A 16,965-nucleotide genomic window follows, 5' to 3' on the forward strand; every position below is an offset into this window, starting at 1 on the left:
CTGTTTTTGCTAATGTTTCGCACTGAATTATCCCTTCGACCCGCCGCGCAGCCCCTCTCCCAGGGGGCGCGGGTACTCACCATCGGGTCGTGTTTCTCCGACGTCATCGGGGACCAGCTGGCCGGCCACAAGGTCCGGACGCTGGTCAACCCGTTCGGTACTGTTTTCAACCCGCTGGCCGCCGCGCGGCTGCTCCGCGCCGTGGCCGGTGAGGACACCGACTGGCAGCAGCACCTGGTGGAAGCCCGGGGCCGCTGGCAGAGCTATGACCTGCACGCCAGCGTAGGCGCCGACTCCCCTCCGGCCCTGCTGGAGCGCATCGAGGAAACCGTGCGCGAAACGGCCGCCTTTGCCCGCCGCGCCGACGTGCTGGTGTGGACGCTGGGCACGGCCTTCGCCTACCGGCTGCGCGACACCGGTGAGGTGGTCAACAACTGCCACAAGGTGCCCGCCGACCGCTTCGAGAAGGAGCTGCTGACGGCGGAGGAAATCGTATCGGCCGTGACGGAGGCGTATGCCCTGCTGCGGCAGCAGAACCCGCAGCTGCGGCTGGTGCTGACGGTGAGCCCCGTGCGGCACCTGAAGGATACGCTGCCGCTGAACGCGGTCAGCAAATCGGTGCTGCGGGTGGCCTGCCACTACCTGAGCGAGCTGCTGCCCGGCGCCTCTTACTTCCCGGCCTACGAGCTGCTGCTGGATGATCTGCGCGACTACCGCTTTTACGGGGACGACATGATTCATCCCTCCAACGCGGCGGAGCAGTACGTGTGGGAGAAATTCACCGGAGTCTACTTCGAGCCGAGCTTCAAGCAGTTTGCGCAGGAATGGAAGGGCATTCAGCGGGCGCTGAACCACCGGCCGCTGCACGAGGGCGCGCCGGAACACCGCGAGTTCCTGGAGCAAACCCAGCGCCGCCTTGAGCTGCTGTTGCGCCAACACGTGGACGTGCGCCTGGAGCTGCTCGACGTGCAGGACCGGCTCAACGCGCTGCCGACCCCGCTGCCGCCGGCGCAATCGGAGGATGTGGACGACGGGGAGGAACGCATCGACGTGGGCTACGAAGACGCCGCCCTGCGGCCCGCCGCCCCGAAGGCGGTGGAACCCACGGAGGAAGTGCCGCCGAAAGTAGCCGAGCCGACCTGGGCGGAAATCCTGTCGGCGGAGGAAGCCGACGACGAAGCGGATGACGAGGACATCGACGAGGCAGTAAGCGGCAACGAAGCCGAGGCCGCCCTGCCGGGTGAGCCGGGCGCCGGCAAACGCCGCAAACGCAAGCGCGGCGGCCGTAAGCACAAGAAAAAGAACCGCTCGGCAGCGGAAGAAGCCGCGGCAGCTGGCGTTGAGGGCGCTGACGCGGCCTTCAGCACGAGTGCGCAGGCCGAATCGGCCGAGCTGCTGCCTGCCCCGGAAAGTGCGGCTACTGCCCCGGCTACGGTACCCGAAGCGGTAGCAGCAGTGGAGCCGGCATTCGACGCGGCTGAGCTGCTGGAACCGGAGCCGCCGCTGCCGCCGGTAGAGCTGCCCGCGGCCGATGCCCCTACCCTCTCTTCCGCCGCCAAGCGGCGTAACCGCTCGAAGCGAAAAAAACCTGCGCTATACGCTGATCAGCCGGCAGTTCCTTCGCCGGAGCTACCCGTTCTCACGCCGGGTCCGGCTGCGGAGCCGGAAGCAGTCGTTGTTCCCGTGCCCGCAGAAATGGCGGCCGTTGAGAAGCCGATTGTTGCGGAGCCGACCTTTGCCGAGCCGATATTGGTAGAGCCCACGGCGGAACCGGCAGTCGTAGCGCCCGCGGAGGCAGCGCCGACTACTGGAGCCCCGCAGGACGCAGCTTCAGCGGCCCCGGAAACGGCTGAAGGCCCGGCGCCCGGCGCCGGCACGCCACCGGCCAAGCGCCCGCGCCCCAGCCGCAGCCCGCGCAAACCCAGCAAAGCCACGTCGGCTGTGGATGCCACCGTGGCTGCCTTGCCGCTGCCTGAGGCCCCCGAGCCGCCGGCGTTGCCTGCTCTTCCCGAGCCCGTGGCGGCCGAACCCGCCTCCGCGGAATCGGCCACGACGGCCCCGGCTCCTCGGCGGAAAGCAGCCCCGCGCCGCAAGCCGGCCGCTAAAGCGGCCTCGACTCCGGCTCCGGCTCCGGCCGCGCCGGAACCGGCGCCAGCAGCACCAGCCGCCGAAGCGGCCCCGGCCGCGCCGAAAAAACACAGCCGCCCGCCGCGCCGCAAGCCCGACGAGCCCGCCGCCAGCTAATCAGTCAAACCCGGCCCCACGCGGCCGGGTTTACTGTTTTTACGGCATTGCTCGTACCAGCTTTGCCTTATCTGCCTTGCCCCGCTGCTCATGACTACTACCGCCCAGCCCAACCGCCTCGCTCACGAATCCAGCCCCTACCTGCTGCAGCACGCGCACAACCCCGTCGACTGGTTTCCCTGGGGAGAGGAGGCACTGAGCCGGGCCCGCGCCGAGCAGAAGCCGATTCTGGTCAGCATCGGGTACGCGGCCTGTCACTGGTGCCACGTGATGGAGCGCGAGTCGTTTGAACACGAGCAGATTGCGCGGGTGATGAACGAGCGGTTTGTGTGCATCAAGGTGGACCGGGAGGAGCGGCCTGATGTGGACCAGGTCTACATGGACGCCGTGCAGGCCATGGGCGTCGGCGGAGGGTGGCCGCTGAACGTGTTTCTGACGCCCGAAGCCAAGCCTTTCTACGGGGGCACCTACTTTCCGCCGCGGCAGTGGTTTGAGCTGCTGCAGCAGGTGTCCAACGCCTACGCCTCGGCGGAGCACCGGCCGGCGCTTGACAAGTCGGCGGAGGATTTTGCGCGGGTGCTGCGGGCCAGCGACCTGGAGAAGTACGGTGTGCAGACGGCGGCCGCGGGGTTGTCGCGCCGCCAGTGGCAGAAGCTGCTGGGCAGCCTGGAAAAACGCTTTGATACCACGCTGGGCGGCACCGGCAAGGCCCCGAAGTTTGCTATGCCCGTCATCTGGCGCTTTCTGCTGCGCGCCCACGCGCTGACCGGCAACCACGCCGCACGCCGCCAGACCGAGCTGACGCTGCGCGAAATGGCCTGGGGCGGCATCTACGACCAGGTTGGCGGCGGTTTTGCGCGCTACTCCGTGGATGCCGAGTGGCTGGTGCCCCACTTCGAGAAGATGGCCTACGACAACGGGCAGCTGCTCAGTCTGTACGCCGAAGCCTATCAACTCAGCCAGGACGAGCTGTACCGCGACGTGGTGGCCCAGACCGTGGCCTGGCTGCGGCGGGAGCTGACCAGCCCCGAGGGCGGCTTCTACGCCTCGCTCGACGCCGACAGTGAGGGCGAAGAGGGCAAGTTCTACGTCTTCACCCTCGACGAGCTGCGCGCGGCCCTGGGCGACGAAGCCCCGCTGGCCGCCGACTACTACCACTGCACGGCCGTGGGCAACTGGGAGCACGGCCGCAACATCCTGCACCGCCGCCACTCCGACCACGACTTTGCCCAGGCCCACCAGCTCACGCCCGGCGTGGTGGCCGAGCTGGTGCAGGGCTGGCGTGAGCAGCTCCTCTCCTACCGCAGCCAGCGCGTGCGCCCCGGCCTCGACGATAAAATCCTGACCGGCTGGAATGCCCTGCTGCTGCGCGGCCTGGTGGACGCCTACCGTGCCTTCCACCAGCCCGACTACCTGCAGCTGGCCTTGCAGAACGCCGAATTCATCGAGCAGAACCTGCGCCGGGCCGGCGGCGGGCTGTGGCGCACTACCAAGCATGGCCGCGCTACCATCCCGGCGTTCCTGGAAGACTACGCCCTGCTCATCGACGCGTACACGGCGCTCTACGAAGCCACCTTCACCGAGAGCTGGCTGCAGCGCGCCCGGGAGCTGACCGAGTACGTGCTCCGGAACTTCCACGACCCGACCGAGCCCCACTTCTTCTACACCGACGCCACTGCCGAGGCGCTGATTGCGCGCAAAAAGGAGCTATTCGACAACGTAATTCCCAGCTCCAACTCCATCATGGCCCACAACCTGCTGCGCCTGGGCACCCTGCTCGACGTAGCGCAGTGGCGCGAGCGGGCCGCCGCTATGCTGGCCGCCGCGCAGGATCTGACCGTGAAAGAGCCCCAGCACCTGGCCGGCTGGGCGTCGTTGTACCTGAGTTTGCTCGCCCCCCTAGCCGAAGTGGCTATTGTCGGGCCGGAGGCGGAGGAATTTCGGCGGGAACTGAGCCGCCACTTGCTGCCCAATGCTGTGCTGGCGGGCACCACCGCGCAGAGCGAGTTGCCGCTGCTGCAGGGCCGCGGGGCCGTCGGTGGGCAGACTACCATCTACGTGTGCTACAATCACGCTTGCCAGCGGCCGGTAACAAGCGTGGCCGAGGCCCTGGCGCAGCTGCAGGCGGCCAAGCTACCGGAATAAACCCGCGAACCTGCGCGTCGTAGGCCCGTGCCATAGCGCGGGCTTCGTTGAACGGTGACGCTGGACGGCTCCTCCAAAACGTTACTCGCCTCAACGACGCGAACGGAGACGTAACCACGAGGCCCGCGCTATGGCGCGGGTCTACAAGAGGTTACAACGACCTGACCCGTTGCAACATGCTGAAATAGCCATGCTTTCATGCGGTAACTGACTGCCGGGTATCCCTGTTATCAGCGGATCATCACTGCCATCTGCGGTCTATCTTTGTGGTTCGCCGCCTGCCCTACCGTGTCCCAGACTCACCTCTTTGCCCTTCCTGCCGACGAGCCCAGCGCCGCGCCTGCGGACCGCGTCACGTTGTTTGCCGACGTGGTGCTGCCCCTGCCGCTGCCCAAGCTCTACACCTACCGCGTGCCCTTCGAGCTGAACGACCAGGTCGTCATCGGCGGGCGGGTGCTGGTGCAGTTCGGGGCCAAGAAGACGCTGAGCTGCATCGTGGCGGCGGTGCACGAGACGCCGCCCAAGGACTATCAGGCCAAGTACATCCTGGAGTTTATCGACGACGCGCCGGTGGTGACGCAGCCCCAGCTGAAGCTGTTCCGCTGGATTGCCGACTACTACCTCTGCACCCTCGGCGAGGTCATCAACGCGGCCCTGCCCTCGGCCCTGAAGCTCAGTTCGGAGTCCCGGGTGCAGCTGCACCCGCAGTACCTCTCCGAAGGCACGCCCTACCCGCTGACGGAGCAGGAAGAGAAAATCGTGGCCGCGCTGGGCGCGGGTGAGGACAAGGTGGAAGGCAAGGCGCTGACGTTTTCGGAGGTCGGCGAAATCCTGGAAATCAACTCCTTCCACAAGGTCATCAAGTCGCTGATTCAGAAGGACGTTATCTTTCTGTTCGAGCATATTGCCGATAAGTACGCGCCTAAGGTGGTGAAGAAAGTGCGCCTGGCCCACCATTTCGTGGCCGAGGCGGCGCTGGAAGGCTTGTTCGAAGGCTTGGCCGCGAAGCCCAAGCAGCTCGACGTGCTGATGCGCTACATTCAGCGCGTGCCGGTGTACCAAAACGAGCACCTCAACCACGGCGGTATTGAGAAAGCGGCGCTGACCAGCAGCCCGCACCTCTCGCCCTCGGCCGTCAACACGCTCATCAAAAACGGCGTGCTGGAGCAGTTCGACCAGATTGTGTCGCGCTTTCCGCTCGATGAAAACGACCGGAATCAGATGCCCTTCCAGCTCAGCGAAGCCCAGACCGCAGCTCGCGACCAGATCATGGACTCGTTTGGGCAGAAGGACATCACGCTGTTGCACGGCGTGACGGGCGCGGGCAAGACGGAAATCTATATCGACCTGATCCGCTCGGCGCTGGAAGGCGGCGGGCAGGTGCTCTACCTGCTGCCCGAAATTGCCCTCACGGCCCAGATTGTGACTCGCTTGATGCGGGTGTTTGGCTCGCGCCTGGGCGTGTACCACTCGAAGTTCTCCGACAACGAGCGGGTGGAAGTGTGGAACGGCGTGCTGTCGGGCCGCTTCCAGGTGGTGGTGGGTGTGCGCTCGGCCGTGTTCCTGCCCTTCGACAACCTCTCGCTCATCATCGTCGACGAGGAGCACGAATCGAGCTACAAGCAGTACGACCCGGCCCCGCGCTACAACGCCCGCGAGGTGGCGCTGATGATGGGCACCTTCCAGGGCGCCAAGGTGCTGCTGGGCTCGGCCACGCCGTCGGTGGAAACCTACTACCAGTGCCGCGCCGGCCGCTGGGGTTTGGTTTCGCTCACCAAGCGTTTCGGCGAAGCCGGCCTGCCCGACATCGAGCTGATTGACACCCGGCGCAATGCCCAGGCGGGCCAGAAAAAGCCCACCCACCACTTCACGCCCGAGCTGACGGCCGCCATCGAGGGCAAGCTCAGCCAGGGCGAGCAGGTGATTCTGTTCCAGAACCGCCGCGGCTACTCCCCCTTCATCAGCTGCCTGGACTGCGGCTGGATTCCGAAGTGCAAGAGCTGCGCGGTGAGCCTCTCGTACCACAAGTTCGCCCACGAGCTGCGCTGCCACTACTGCGGCCACCACGACCAGATGCCGCGCGAGTGCCCGGCCTGCGGCTCCCGGGCCATCAAGGCCATCGGCTTCGGCACCGAGCGCATCGAGGACGACCTGAAGCTGATGCTGCCCGACGCCCTGGTGCAGCGCATGGACCTGGACACGACCCGCGCCAAAAACGCCTACCAGCAGATCATCAGCGACTTTGAACAGCAGCGCACCAACGTGCTGGTGGGCACGCAGATGGTCACGAAAGGCCTGGACTTCGGCAATGTGAGCCTGGTGGGTATTATCAACGCCGACAGTATCATTCACTACCCCGATTTCCGGGCGCACGAGCGGGCCTACCAGATGTTTGTGCAGGTGAGCGGCCGGGCCGGGCGCAAGGGCAAGAAGGGCAAGGTCATCATCCAGACCGGCGACCCGCAGCAGCAGATTTTCGAGAAGGTGATGCGCAACGACTACGTAGCCTTCTACGAGTACGAAATTGCCCAGCGCCGCGAGCATATGTACCCGCCGTTTGCCCGCGTCATCAAGCTCACGGTGAAGCACGTGGAGGAGCGCGTGGCCCTCGACGCGGCCGTGCGCCTCACCCAGGAGCTGGTGGAGCGCCTGGGCCGCGACGCCGTGCTGGGGCCCGAAGCGCCCTACATCTTCCGCATCCGCAACTTCTACCTGCAGGAAATTACCATCAAGCTCAGCCGCGAGCATACCGTGCTCAAGCACGCCAAAGCCCAGATTCTGGAGGCGCTGAACCTGATGCGCGACGACAAGGACTTCCGGCAGGCCCGTTTCGTGGCCGATGTGGACCCGATGTAACTGCTTAGGATTTAATAAGCTGAACGCCCCCGGGCCCTACCTCTTTGGTCGGGCCCGGGGCTTTTTGTATTAAAAAACTCACCGCTTATTTCGCCAATTTCAGGCCTTGCCGTGGCCCCATCCCCCTTTTATGTGATATAAACTTTAATTCAATCATGGTTTAACGTGCAATATTTCATTCTATATTGCCCCCAAGTTTTGGTAACTCTACCAGCTAAAATTGACTTAACGGCTTTTTCATTCCTCTTTTTCTTCCCTTTCCAACCACATCCAATGCGTAAGTTCTCCTCCCTTTTCGCCACCGCTCTGGCCGTTGTCACCCTCGCTTCGTGCAGCAAGGAAAGCTACACGTTCCGTAACGCGGCGCCCTACGGTGCCACCTACACCGCCGCGGTAAAGGCTGAACCCGTAACCGAAACTGCTGCTCCGGCCGCCGAAGCCGCTGCCCCCGCCGCCGACCTGACGGCCTCGACCGCCGCCGCTCCCGTAGCCGCCAAGCGCCACACGGCCCGCACCTACGCCGCCCACACGCAGGCCGCCAAAGCCTCGTCGGTAGCCGAAGCCAAAGCCGCCCCGACGCGCGCTGAAATCAAAGAAGCCAAGGCTACGCTGAAGGCTATGCACAAAGCCGCCAAGAAGGCCAACGCCGCTTCGCCGATGGCTTCGGGCAAAAGCCAGCTGACCGCTGCCCTGCTCTGCTTCTTCCTGGGCGGTCTGGGCGTGCACCGCTTCTACCTGGGCTACACCGGCCGCGGCATCCTCTACATTGCCCTGGCGGTTACCAGCTTCCTGATCATCCCGGCCATTGCCCTGTTCGTGCTGGTTATCATCGACTTCGTGCGCATCCTGACGGGTGGCCTGCAGCCGAAGAACGGCAGCTACGCCAAAACCCTCTAAGGTCCCGCACCTGACCCAACAAAAAGCCCCGGCTGCACTGGCAGCCGGGGCTTTTTGCTTGTAATTGGGCTGGCTTACACCTGCTCCAGCAGCCAGAGCACCAGCAGCACGATGCCGATGATGATGGCAATGGTGCCGAGCACGCCGAAGATGGCGTTGATACCCGAAAACAGCGCCAGAATCAGGCCAATGGCCAGCAGGATGATACCCAGGCGCAGGTGGCTGCTCTGGGCCTGCGCCTGCTCGACGGAAGCCGTGTTCTGGTGTTTTTTCAGCTGGGTCTTGGCGGCCAGCTTCTCGGCCTTGTGCAGCATTTTCTTCACCAGCACCTGCTGCGCGAAGCTCGGCTTGACGCTCGACCGGGCCGGGGCCACGGCTGCTACCGACTTCGTTGCGGCGGCCGGAGCGGCGGGCTCCGCAACGGGGGCAGCGGCCACGGCGGGGGCAGCGGGTTGCTCAGCGACAGGTGCTACCGCGGCCTCAGGCTGGGCCGCCGGGGTCACGCGCACGGCCGTGTGGGTTTCGTGGTAAGAGCTGGTTTTGGGCAGCATGGCGTAGTCGCCGCGGCCGCAACCGGTGAGGGCCAGGGCAACCAGCGCGGCGCTGGCCAGCTGGCCAAACAGGTGGGCAAAGTGTTTCATCTGGAAAAAGGAAAGGAAGTGAATGAAAGGCGCTGTCAGCAGTGCTACGGCCGCAAATTATAAACGGACGAACGAAACCGCTCGTCGGCGGCGTTGGCAGGCCATACGACGCGGACGACTTCAGGGTTAATCCAATGCCGCGAACGTACTCGGCATGTGCGCTGTTAGCCCAATGCCGCTTTCTTTGCATTCACCTATGCTCATCCCGTTCCGATTTCGCCTGCCAGTGGCTTTGCTGGCGCCGGCCCTGGCTTTGTCGTGCACCCAAACGCCCATTGCGGAAAGCAACGCGGGCCTGGCCGCCCAGCGCCGGCTGGGGGCTGCTCCCGACACCGCCGGCTACCAGCGCAAAGCCCCGCAGGACCCCAACGGCATCGGCAAATACTACATGGGCCGGCAGATTGCCCACGTGATGGGCCACGAAGCCGCGCCCTGGCTGGAGCGCTCCGACCGCCAGCAGCAGGAAGGCACCGACGTGCTGCTGCGCAACCTGCGCCTGAAGCCCACCGACGTGGTGGCCGACCTCGGCGCCGGCACCGGGTACTTCTCGTTCCGCATGAGCCAGCTGGTGCCGCAGGGCAGGGTGCTGGCCGTAGACATTCAGCCCGAAATGCTCGACAAGGTGCGCGCCGCCAGCGCCGAGCGCAACATCACCAACGTGGAGCCCGTGCTCGGCACCGTGCGCAACCCCAATCTGCCCGCCGGCAGCCTCGACCTGGTGCTCATCGTGGACGCCTACCACGAGTTTGACCACCCGCGGGAGATGATGCGCGCCGTGCGCAACTCTCTGAAGCCCGGCGGCCGCGTGGCCCTGGTGGAGTACCGCGCCGAAGACCCCGAGCTGCACATCAAGCGCATCCACCGCATGAGCGAGGAGCAGGCCCGCCGCGAGCTGGAAGCCGTCGGGCTGAAATTTGTGGAGAACAACAAGTCCCTGCCGCAGCAGCACCTGCTGATTTTTCAGCGCTGACCGCAACGGCCGCGCCGGCCGTCATTGCGGGCGAAGCGCGGCCGTCGTTCCTCTCGCGGTACAACGGAACACTTGGCACTAACTCAAAACGGCAGAACCCTAAACCAGAGTGACTGGGTATTGGGCGCTGCCGTTTTCGGTTGGGAGGTATTGGCTCGGCGGTGCTACCAGCGGAAGGATTGCTTTGCTTGGCTCGCAATGACGGCGGGGTAAACCGTGCGTCGCGTGGCTACCTTTGCGGGCCATGAGTACCCCTGCCGATCCACGCCTGCTCTCCATCCTGGATTACACCTACGCGCTGCCCGCCGAGCGCATTGCCCCGGCGCCCCTGCCCGACCGCGACGCCTCGCGCCTGCTGGTGTACCGGCAGGGCGAGCTGGCCGACCACCGCTTCCGCGAACTGCCCACCCTGCTCCCGCCCGACGCGCTGCTGGTCTTCAACAACACCAAGGTGGTGCGGGCCCGGCTGTACCTGCACAAGCCCTCGGGCGGGCAGATCGAGCTGTTTTGCCTGGAGCCGGTGGCCCCGCACCGGGCCATCGAGCCGGCCATGCAGCAAACGGCGGAATGCACCTGGCGCTGCCTCGTGGGCAACGGCAAGCGGTGGAAAACCGGGCCCGTACAGGTCAGCTTCACCACCGCCGACGGCCAGCCGGCCACCCTGGAAGCCGAACGCGCGGCCGCCGAGGAAGGCAGCTCGCTGATTCGCTTCCGCTGGCAGCCGGCCGAGCTGCCGTTTGCGCAGGTGCTGGCCGGCGCGGGCCGCCTGCCGCTGCCGCCCTACCTCGGCCGCCAGGCCACCGACGACGACGACGAGCGGTACCAGACCGTGTACGCCGCCCACGACGGGGCCGTGGCCGCTCCTACCGCCGGTCTGCACTTCACCCCCGCCGTGCTGGCCGAGCTGGCCCGGCGCGGCATCGCCTCGGCGCAGCTGACCCTGCACGTGGGGGCGGGCACGTTTCAGCCGGTGAAGGCCGGGCGCATGGCCGAGCACCCCATGCACGCCGAGCCCATCAGCGCCACGCGGGCGGTGCTGCGGCAGCTGCTGGGCCACGCGCCGCGCCCGGTCATTGCCGTGGGCACCACCAGCCTGCGCACCCTCGAAAGCCTGTACTGGCTGGGCTGCCAGGTGGTGCGCGGCGGCAGCCTCAGCGGGCAGGTGCAGCAGTGGGAACCGTATCAGCCTGGGGCCGACGTACCCACCGCTACCGCCCTGCAGGCCTTGCTCGATGAGCTGGAGCGCCGCGGCGACGACACGGTGCAGGCCAGCACCCAGCTGCTCATCGCGCCCGGCTACCGTTTCCGGGTGGTGCAGGGCCTCATCACCAACTTCCACCAGCCCGAAAGCACCCTGCTGCTGCTGGTGGCGGCCCTGCTCGGCCCCGACTGGCGCCGCGTGTACGACCACGCCCTGCAGCACGACTACCGCTTCCTCAGCTACGGCGACAGTTCGCTGCTGCTCCCCTAGCCCGCCTATCAAATGAAGTTTTGCTGAATGCGCGCTCCGGGAGGTTCGTTTCAGCATCCTTCGCCCCGGCCGCCCGTAGAAGGCAGGTCACTTAACTCCTGACCTCAACCTCCCAGTATGAAAAAGCTCATGATGCTGGCCGCCGTGGCGCTGACCAGCGTGGCAGCCCAGGCCCAGAATACGCCGACGCAGAAAACGGAAGTAGACGTGCGCGAAAACGGCACGGTAAAAACCGAAACCACCACCCGCACCGGCCGCACCAAGGCCGGCCAGAAAATCGACAACACCGGGCAGGACGTAAAATACGCCGGCAAAAAGACCGGTCACGCCGTGAAGCGCGGCGCGCAGAAAACCGGCCAAGCCGTGAAGAAGGGCGCCAAGAAAGTCGGTAACAAAGCCGAGGACGTAGTAGACTAGGCCACCGCCTAAGCCGATAAACGCAACAAGCCCCGCCGGAGCATTCCGGCGGGGCTTGTTGCTGGCAGGGGCTGGGGCTTACTGGCCCACGAAGAACACGGCGTTGCTGAACAGCAGTTTGCCCGCGTGCCAGAAGCCGCGGAACAGCGGGTTGTCGCCGAGGTAGATAACCTGGCCGCGGCCCAGCTCCTGCACGCCCATGACCACCGTATCGGAGAGCTTGCGGCGGGCCTGGCTGCCGGTGAAGCCCGCGGCGGCCTGCCCCTTGCGCAGCACGCCCACGTTCCAGCTGCCTTCGCCGAGGTACTGGTAGTTCAGCGGATTGCGCACCAGGGCGTAGTAGGTGTCGCCGTAGCCGAAGGCCAGCGGGTGCGAGTTGTCGAGCTGCACGGGGTACACGCTGCCCTGCACCAGCTCCTGCAACGACTCCCGCTCGGCGGCGGCGTAGCGGCGCAGCTGCCGGGCCGGGTCGGGCTTGCGGGTGCGGGTGGTGTCGGCGCCCTTGGCTTTCAGGGCGAAGTCCTTTTTGCCGGCCAGGTAGCTCATGGCGCCTTCCAGGGCAATGAGGCGGCCGCCGGCGCGCACCCAGGTCTTGAGGTTTTCCAGCTGCCGCTCGGGCAGGGCATCGGCGTAGTTGCCGTCGGGCAGAATGAGCACGTCGAACTTCGTCAGGGGCACCGAGGCGAAGTAATCGGTGCCGAGCACGGTGACGGGGTAGCCCAGCTGCTGCTCGAAGAAGTGCCAGACTTCGCCGAAGGCCGAGGCATCGACGCCGGCGCCGGCCAGCACGGCTACGCTGGGGCGCCCCACGCTGTGCACGTTGCTGGAGCCCAGGTCCGAGCCGGTGGTGGCGAAGCCGGTCTGCACGGCCGTCAGCTCGGCGCCCACCGAGTCGGCCAGCTGGCGCACCACCGCGTCGAAGCGGCGGGCCAGGCCCTCGTTGTTGCCGCGGGTAACGATGAGCGCGCCGGGCTGAAACTTGCGCCCGCCGGCCTCGAACGGCTGGTAGGCCACCCGCACCCGAATCTGGCGCTGCAGCAGCGCCGCCAGCAGCCGCGCGTCGCGCAGCGAGTTCCAGCGGGCAATGTAGGCGTAGGGTTTGTCGGTTGTCGGCTGCGAGTTGTCAGTTGTCAGTTTGGGAACCAGTTGCGGGTTGACCGCTGGCGAATTGGCCTTCTGCTTACTGACAACTGCCAACTCTTTTCCTGCCAACTTCGAAACAAGCGCGTAGCCCTGCAGGCCGTAGGCGTAGGGCAAGGACCAGGACGTAATGTCGTAGGTCAGCGAGTCTTCCAGGGCCGATTGGGGCTCGAACAGCACCTTCACCAGCGTCGATTTGGGCTGGTACATGCTCACCACCAGGTCCTGGGGCTGCAGGGTCACGGCCTCGCGCTTGCCGGTGGCGTAGTTGTAGGCGTTGGTTTTCTGCTTCTGGCCCAGGTAGCCAAACTCGATCTGCTGCTGACGCAGGTACTCTTCCAGCGGTGCCAGCCGCTCGGCCGGGCCGCTCACTACGAAGCTCTTGTACTGCCCGCGCGGCTTTTGGCGGGCATCGGCGTAGTACTGCCCGAATTCCTTCAGCAGCTCCCCCTGGTGGTCGGCAGCGGCGCGGATGGTGGCCCAGCTGGCGGCGTGGTGGTGGGCAATGCGCTGGCTGAGCGTGAGCGTGTCGCCGTCCGACTTGATGTAGCGCACCCCGGCCCGGCCCGAGCCGCCCTGCTCGTAGGTCATGCCGATGGCCCCGTTGAACGACGGCCAGGTGTCGCCGTAGCTGGGCGCGAAGAGGTCGTAGGTTTCGCGGGTGAAGTACAGCCAGCCGTTCCGGTCGAAGGTCTGGCGGTTGTAGTCGCCGATGCGGTTCTGGAACTGGCGCTGGTAGGCCGTGATGTCCTCGTGGAAGGGCTTGGCCGCGGGCGAGAAGTAGTACGGTGCGTCCGGGCTCATCTCGTGGAAGTCGGCGTGCACCTGGGGCAGCCACTGGTTGTAGAGGGCAATGCGCTGCTGGCTTTCCCGCTGCGTTTGCCAGGCCCAGTCGCGGTTCAGGTCGAAGAGGTAGTGGTTGTAGCGCCCGCCGGGCCACGGCTCCCGGTGCTCCCAGCTCAGCGGGGCGGCGTTGGTGGGCGCGGCGGCCACGCGGCCGTACCACTGCACGTACCGCTCGCGCCCGTCGGGGTTTACGCAGGGGTCGATGAGCAGCACCACTTTGTCGAGCAGGGCCTGGGCGTCGGCGTTCTGCGGATTGGCAAAGTCGTAGAGTACCTGCAGCACCGCCTCCGACGACACGGCCTCGTTGCCGTGCACGTTGTAGCTGAGCCACACCACGGCGGGCTGGTCGGCTTCGGGCAGGCCGGCTTCCAGGCCGGTGCGGCGCAGGTTGCTGCTACGGATGGCGTCGAGGCGGGCCAGATTGCGGGCCGAGGCCACCTGCACCACTTCCAGCGGGCGGCCTTCGTAGGTGCGGCCGTAGGGCTGCACGCGCAGGCGCTCGGGGTAGAGCCGGGCCAGGTAATCGGCGTAGCGCAGCACGTCGGCGTGGTAAGTGAAGCGGCTGCCGAGGGCGTAGCCCAGAAACTCGGCGGGCGTCTGGGGCGCGGCGGCCGTCTGGGCCTGGGCGGGCGCCGCCAGCAGGGCCAGCGCCAGGGCAGCGGCTGGCAACAGGCGCGGGAATGGTCGGAACATGAACGGTCGGAAGGGTAAATCGTCCCCGTGAGCGGGCCAGCGAAAGTACAACGTCGGCCCGCATCCGGACTACACTTGCCCCGGCTTCGGCCGCTGGCCTTTTCCCACTACCTATATCGAGGGTCAGAAAGTCGAAATCGAGGGTCAGACCCTCGATTTCGAACCATGTCAGCCCGATTTCGAGGGTCTGCCCCCAGAAATCGGGGGGCAGACCCTCTGCCCCTCAATTTCGAGGGTCGCCCCCCGATTAGCCTTACTCCTGCGGCAACGCGCCGGCTTGCCCTGGCTCCGCGGGCTTCTCTTTGATCTGGTACAGCACACTTTCGGCCACGCCCCGCCCGAACAAACTCAGGCCGGCGTTGAACACGCCCAGCGCCAGCGTGCCGGCGGCCACCCACTGCGTCGTCGGCTCGCCGTTGCGCTTCATCTCGGAGGCCCACTGCACCAGGCAGGTGCCGAAGCCGACTACAATCAGCCCGCTCGGGGCAAACAACAACCATTTGGATTTGTGCGTCATCGAGCAACAACTGTAAAGGGAACAATCAGTGGCCCGCACCGGGCGGCGCGGGCCTCTGACGTACGACAAAACCCGGCCGGCCGATGCCCCGGCCGCCGAGCTGCCGGCATTTGCGTTCTTTTGCACTTCTATCTGCCCCCTCCTGCCGATGTCCGCTACCCTGTTTCAGCAGCTGCTGCACGCCGCTTTCCGCCAAGACGCCCCCGCCCTGCTGCCGCCGGCCGATCTGCACGCCTACCAGGAGCTGCAGCGCGCCCCGGCCCGCGAGCAGGGCTTCCGCTTCGAGCGGGTGCGCCTGCTGGTGGCCATGAGCCTGATGAAAGCCCTGGCCGACCTCGGCGACCATGACGAAAGCCGGCAGGTGCAGCAGGTGCTGCACCGGGCCCTCACTGCCCAGAGCATCGAGCAGATCGACGCCATCATCACCAAGGACGCGCGGCACTTCGAGCGCCTCTACACCGACCTGTACGTCAACGACGAGGGCGAGCAGCTGCTGCACCTCTTCGAGCGCACCCTCGACGCGGACACCATGCCCGCCATGGACGCCGTCATTCAGGAAGCCAGCGACCTGATCGACGCGCTGGATTTCGACGCTCCCCACGAGGACGACGAGGAGTAACGCTCCGCCGCTTTTCCACGCAAAAGGCCGCTCCGGAAGCTTCCGGAGCGGCCTTTTTTGGGCGGCAGCAGCGCGCGGCTAGTAGCTCGCGTTCTGCCGCAGGGCCGTATTTACGTTGAGTTCCCGCTGCGGAATGGGCAGCACCAGGCGCGGGCTGTTGCTGGGCACGGTCACCGTCGAGCCGTCGGTGGCGGCGTACACCAGCGGGTTGCCGCTGCGCTTGATGTCGTGCAGGCGGAAGCCCTCGGCGGCAAACTCGCGCTGCCGCTCGTCGAAGATGTCCTGGCGGGTCAGGGTGGTCAGCTCCGAGGCGCCCGAGCGTTGGCGCACGGTGTTCACGTCGTCGAGGGCCCCGGCCACGTCGCCGGCCACGAAGCGGCCTTCGGCCCGAATCAGGTACATCTCGGCCAGGCGGATGACGGGAATGTTCTGCCCGTAGGCCGTCCACTTGCCCGAGCGCAGCTGGTTGTCGGGGCGCGAAGGTCCGTCGCCCACGTAAATCAGCTTGCGGGTGAGGCCGTAAGTGAGCGAGTCGGTGCCGCGGGCGTCGCTGTCCTCGTACAGGTTCACCAGCCCGCCCACGATGCGCACGTCGCCGCGGCCCAGCTGGCCGATGTTGGCGTAGAACGTGGCCAAGCCGTTGTTGGCGGTGCCGGCGTTGTTCTGGTCGTTCTGCTGAATCTCAAACAGCGACTCCGGGGAGTTGCGGTTGCGGAACACCGCCGCCAGCGTCGGCGACAGGGCCTTGCCGCTGTTGTCGATAACGTCGGCCGCCTGGGTGGCGGCGGCGGCGTAGTTGCGCTGCTGCAGGTACACGCGGGCCAGCAGGGCCTCGGCCGTGTACTTGGAGGCACGAGTGCCGTTGTCTTCGGGCAGCAGCCGGATGGCGGCCTGCAGATCGGTAATAACCTGGGCGTACACCTGGGCCACGGTGGCGCGGGGCACGTCGGTATCGGCCTGCTCCAGGGCTTTGTTGGCCGTCAGGCTGATGGGCACGCCCAGATCAGTGGCGGCGGTGGCCGCGTCGTACTGCGGGGCGTAGAGGCGCACCAGCTCGAAGTGCATATCGGCGCGCACGAAGCGGGCTTCGCCCTCGTACTGGGCCTTCAGGTCGGCGTCCGACACCACGCCCAGCGCGTCAATGACCAGGTTGGCCTGGTTGATGGCCTGGTAAGCCAGGCGCCAGGTGCTTTCGGCCAGACCGTTGAGCGAGTTGGTGGTGCGGTTCTGCAGGTCGCGGTAGGTGGTGAAGGAGCCCTGCCAGGTCACCATGCCGTTGCCGCCCAGGATTTCCGGAATCACCAGCAGCTGGGTGCCGTACAGGGCCGGGTCGTCGAGCTTGGCGTAGAGGCCCACCACGGCGCTGCCCACTTTGTCGGCGTTGTTGAGCGCCGTCGTCGCGTCGACGGACTGGCGGGGCTGCAGGTCCAGCTGGTCTTTGCAGGCGCCCAGGCCCAGTGTGAGGCCCAGCGTGAGCAGGGCGGCGGAGCGGGAGAATATCGTTTTCAT

Annotated in this window: 12 protein-coding genes; 8 read left to right on the forward strand and 4 right to left on the reverse strand. The window is 66.2% G+C overall.

Annotated elements, in window-relative coordinates:
* The first annotated feature begins 12 nt into the window (after window positions 1-12).
* From DLM85_RS17145 to DLM85_RS26055, 4 genes are all read left to right on the forward strand, one after another.
* On the forward strand, window positions 13-2,244 hold the full coding sequence (locus tag DLM85_RS17145) for a GSCFA domain-containing protein (RefSeq protein WP_111479340.1): 2,232 nt from the start codon (window positions 13-15) through the stop codon (window positions 2,242-2,244).
* A gap of 90 nt (window positions 2,245-2,334) precedes the next feature.
* Window positions 2,335-4,389, forward strand: coding sequence for a thioredoxin domain-containing protein (locus tag DLM85_RS17150; protein WP_111479341.1), 2,055 nt, complete (start codon window positions 2,335-2,337; stop codon window positions 4,387-4,389).
* Between the two features lie 288 nt (window positions 4,390-4,677).
* Window positions 4,678-7,245, forward strand: coding sequence for a replication restart helicase PriA (gene priA / locus DLM85_RS17155; protein WP_111479342.1), 2,568 nt, complete (start codon window positions 4,678-4,680; stop codon window positions 7,243-7,245).
* Between the two features lie 273 nt (window positions 7,246-7,518).
* Complete coding sequence (locus tag DLM85_RS26055; RefSeq protein WP_243636013.1) at window positions 7,519-8,142, forward strand: TM2 domain-containing protein; 624 nt, start codon at window positions 7,519-7,521, stop codon at window positions 8,140-8,142.
* 74 nt (window positions 8,143-8,216) lie between these two features.
* On the opposite strand, the gene DLM85_RS25795 is transcribed toward DLM85_RS26055, so the two are convergent.
* Window positions 8,217-8,783, reverse strand: a complete 567-nt coding sequence (locus DLM85_RS25795; protein WP_207891048.1) for a hypothetical protein — start codon at window positions 8,781-8,783, stop codon at window positions 8,217-8,219.
* A 196-nt stretch (window positions 8,784-8,979) separates the two neighbouring features.
* Here DLM85_RS25795 and DLM85_RS17170 point away from each other — a divergent pair, with 196 nt between their 5' ends.
* The 3 genes from DLM85_RS17170 (at window position 8,980) to DLM85_RS17180 (ending at window position 11,641) form a co-directional block, all read left to right on the forward strand.
* Window positions 8,980-9,753: a class I SAM-dependent methyltransferase gene (locus DLM85_RS17170; protein WP_207891049.1), complete on the forward strand. Its 774-nt coding sequence runs from the start codon at window positions 8,980-8,982 to the stop codon at window positions 9,751-9,753.
* A 244-nt stretch (window positions 9,754-9,997) separates the two neighbouring features.
* Window positions 9,998-11,224 (forward strand): S-adenosylmethionine:tRNA ribosyltransferase-isomerase, encoded by a 1,227-nt coding sequence (locus DLM85_RS17175; RefSeq protein ID WP_111479344.1) that lies wholly within the window; start codon window positions 9,998-10,000, stop codon window positions 11,222-11,224.
* A gap of 117 nt (window positions 11,225-11,341) precedes the next feature.
* Window positions 11,342-11,641 (forward strand): hypothetical protein, encoded by a 300-nt coding sequence (locus DLM85_RS17180; protein ID WP_111479345.1) that lies wholly within the window; start codon window positions 11,342-11,344, stop codon window positions 11,639-11,641.
* A gap of 78 nt (window positions 11,642-11,719) precedes the next feature.
* Here the strand turns inward: DLM85_RS17180 and DLM85_RS17185 are convergent, their stop codons facing one another.
* The gene (locus tag DLM85_RS17185) at window positions 11,720-14,320 is read right to left on the reverse strand and encodes a M14 family metallopeptidase (protein ID WP_111479346.1); all 2,601 of its coding nucleotides are present in this window, start codon (window positions 14,318-14,320) and stop codon (window positions 11,720-11,722) included.
* Between the two features lie 253 nt (window positions 14,321-14,573).
* Window positions 14,574-14,837 carry a hypothetical protein gene (locus DLM85_RS17190; RefSeq protein ID WP_111479347.1) on the reverse strand — a complete coding sequence of 88 codons (264 nt, stop codon included), beginning with the start codon at window positions 14,835-14,837 and terminating at the stop codon, window positions 14,574-14,576.
* 148 nt (window positions 14,838-14,985) lie between these two features.
* Between DLM85_RS17190 and DLM85_RS17195 the strand changes: the two genes are divergently transcribed.
* Window positions 14,986-15,456: a hypothetical protein gene (locus tag DLM85_RS17195; protein ID WP_111479348.1), complete on the forward strand. Its 471-nt coding sequence runs from the start codon at window positions 14,986-14,988 to the stop codon at window positions 15,454-15,456.
* A gap of 78 nt (window positions 15,457-15,534) precedes the next feature.
* On the opposite strand, the gene DLM85_RS17200 is transcribed toward DLM85_RS17195, so the two are convergent.
* Complete coding sequence (locus tag DLM85_RS17200) at window positions 15,535-16,965, reverse strand: RagB/SusD family nutrient uptake outer membrane protein (RefSeq protein ID WP_111479349.1); 1,431 nt, start codon at window positions 16,963-16,965, stop codon at window positions 15,535-15,537.

The organism is Hymenobacter edaphi (genome assembly GCF_003258365.1).
GTDB classification, from domain to species: domain Bacteria; phylum Bacteroidota; class Bacteroidia; order Cytophagales; family Hymenobacteraceae; genus Solirubrum; species Solirubrum edaphi.

What these genes read in the sequence shown, in the direction of transcription:
- DLM85_RS26055 (WP_243636013.1), top strand. Translation starts at nt 7,519, where the DNA reads ATGCGTAAGTTCTCCTCCCTTTTCGCCACCGCTCTGGCCGTTGTCACC.
- DLM85_RS17200 (WP_111479349.1), bottom strand. Translation starts at nt 16,965, where the DNA reads ATGAAAACGATATTCTCCCGCTCCGCCGCCCTGCTCACGCTGGGCCTC.
- DLM85_RS17150 (WP_111479341.1), top strand. Translation starts at nt 2,335, where the DNA reads ATGACTACTACCGCCCAGCCCAACCGCCTCGCTCACGAATCCAGCCCC.
- DLM85_RS17190 (WP_111479347.1), bottom strand. Translation starts at nt 14,837, where the DNA reads ATGACGCACAAATCCAAATGGTTGTTGTTTGCCCCGAGCGGGCTGATT.
- DLM85_RS17195 (WP_111479348.1), top strand. Translation starts at nt 14,986, where the DNA reads ATGTCCGCTACCCTGTTTCAGCAGCTGCTGCACGCCGCTTTCCGCCAA.
- DLM85_RS25795 (WP_207891048.1), bottom strand. Translation starts at nt 8,783, where the DNA reads ATGAAACACTTTGCCCACCTGTTTGGCCAGCTGGCCAGCGCCGCGCTG.
- DLM85_RS17175 (WP_111479344.1), top strand. Translation starts at nt 9,998, where the DNA reads ATGAGTACCCCTGCCGATCCACGCCTGCTCTCCATCCTGGATTACACC.
- DLM85_RS17145 (WP_111479340.1), top strand. Translation starts at nt 13, where the DNA reads ATGTTTCGCACTGAATTATCCCTTCGACCCGCCGCGCAGCCCCTCTCC.
- DLM85_RS17185 (WP_111479346.1), bottom strand. Translation starts at nt 14,320, where the DNA reads ATGTTCCGACCATTCCCGCGCCTGTTGCCAGCCGCTGCCCTGGCGCTG.
- DLM85_RS17180 (WP_111479345.1), top strand. Translation starts at nt 11,342, where the DNA reads ATGAAAAAGCTCATGATGCTGGCCGCCGTGGCGCTGACCAGCGTGGCA.
- DLM85_RS17170 (WP_207891049.1), top strand. Translation starts at nt 8,980, where the DNA reads ATGCTCATCCCGTTCCGATTTCGCCTGCCAGTGGCTTTGCTGGCGCCG.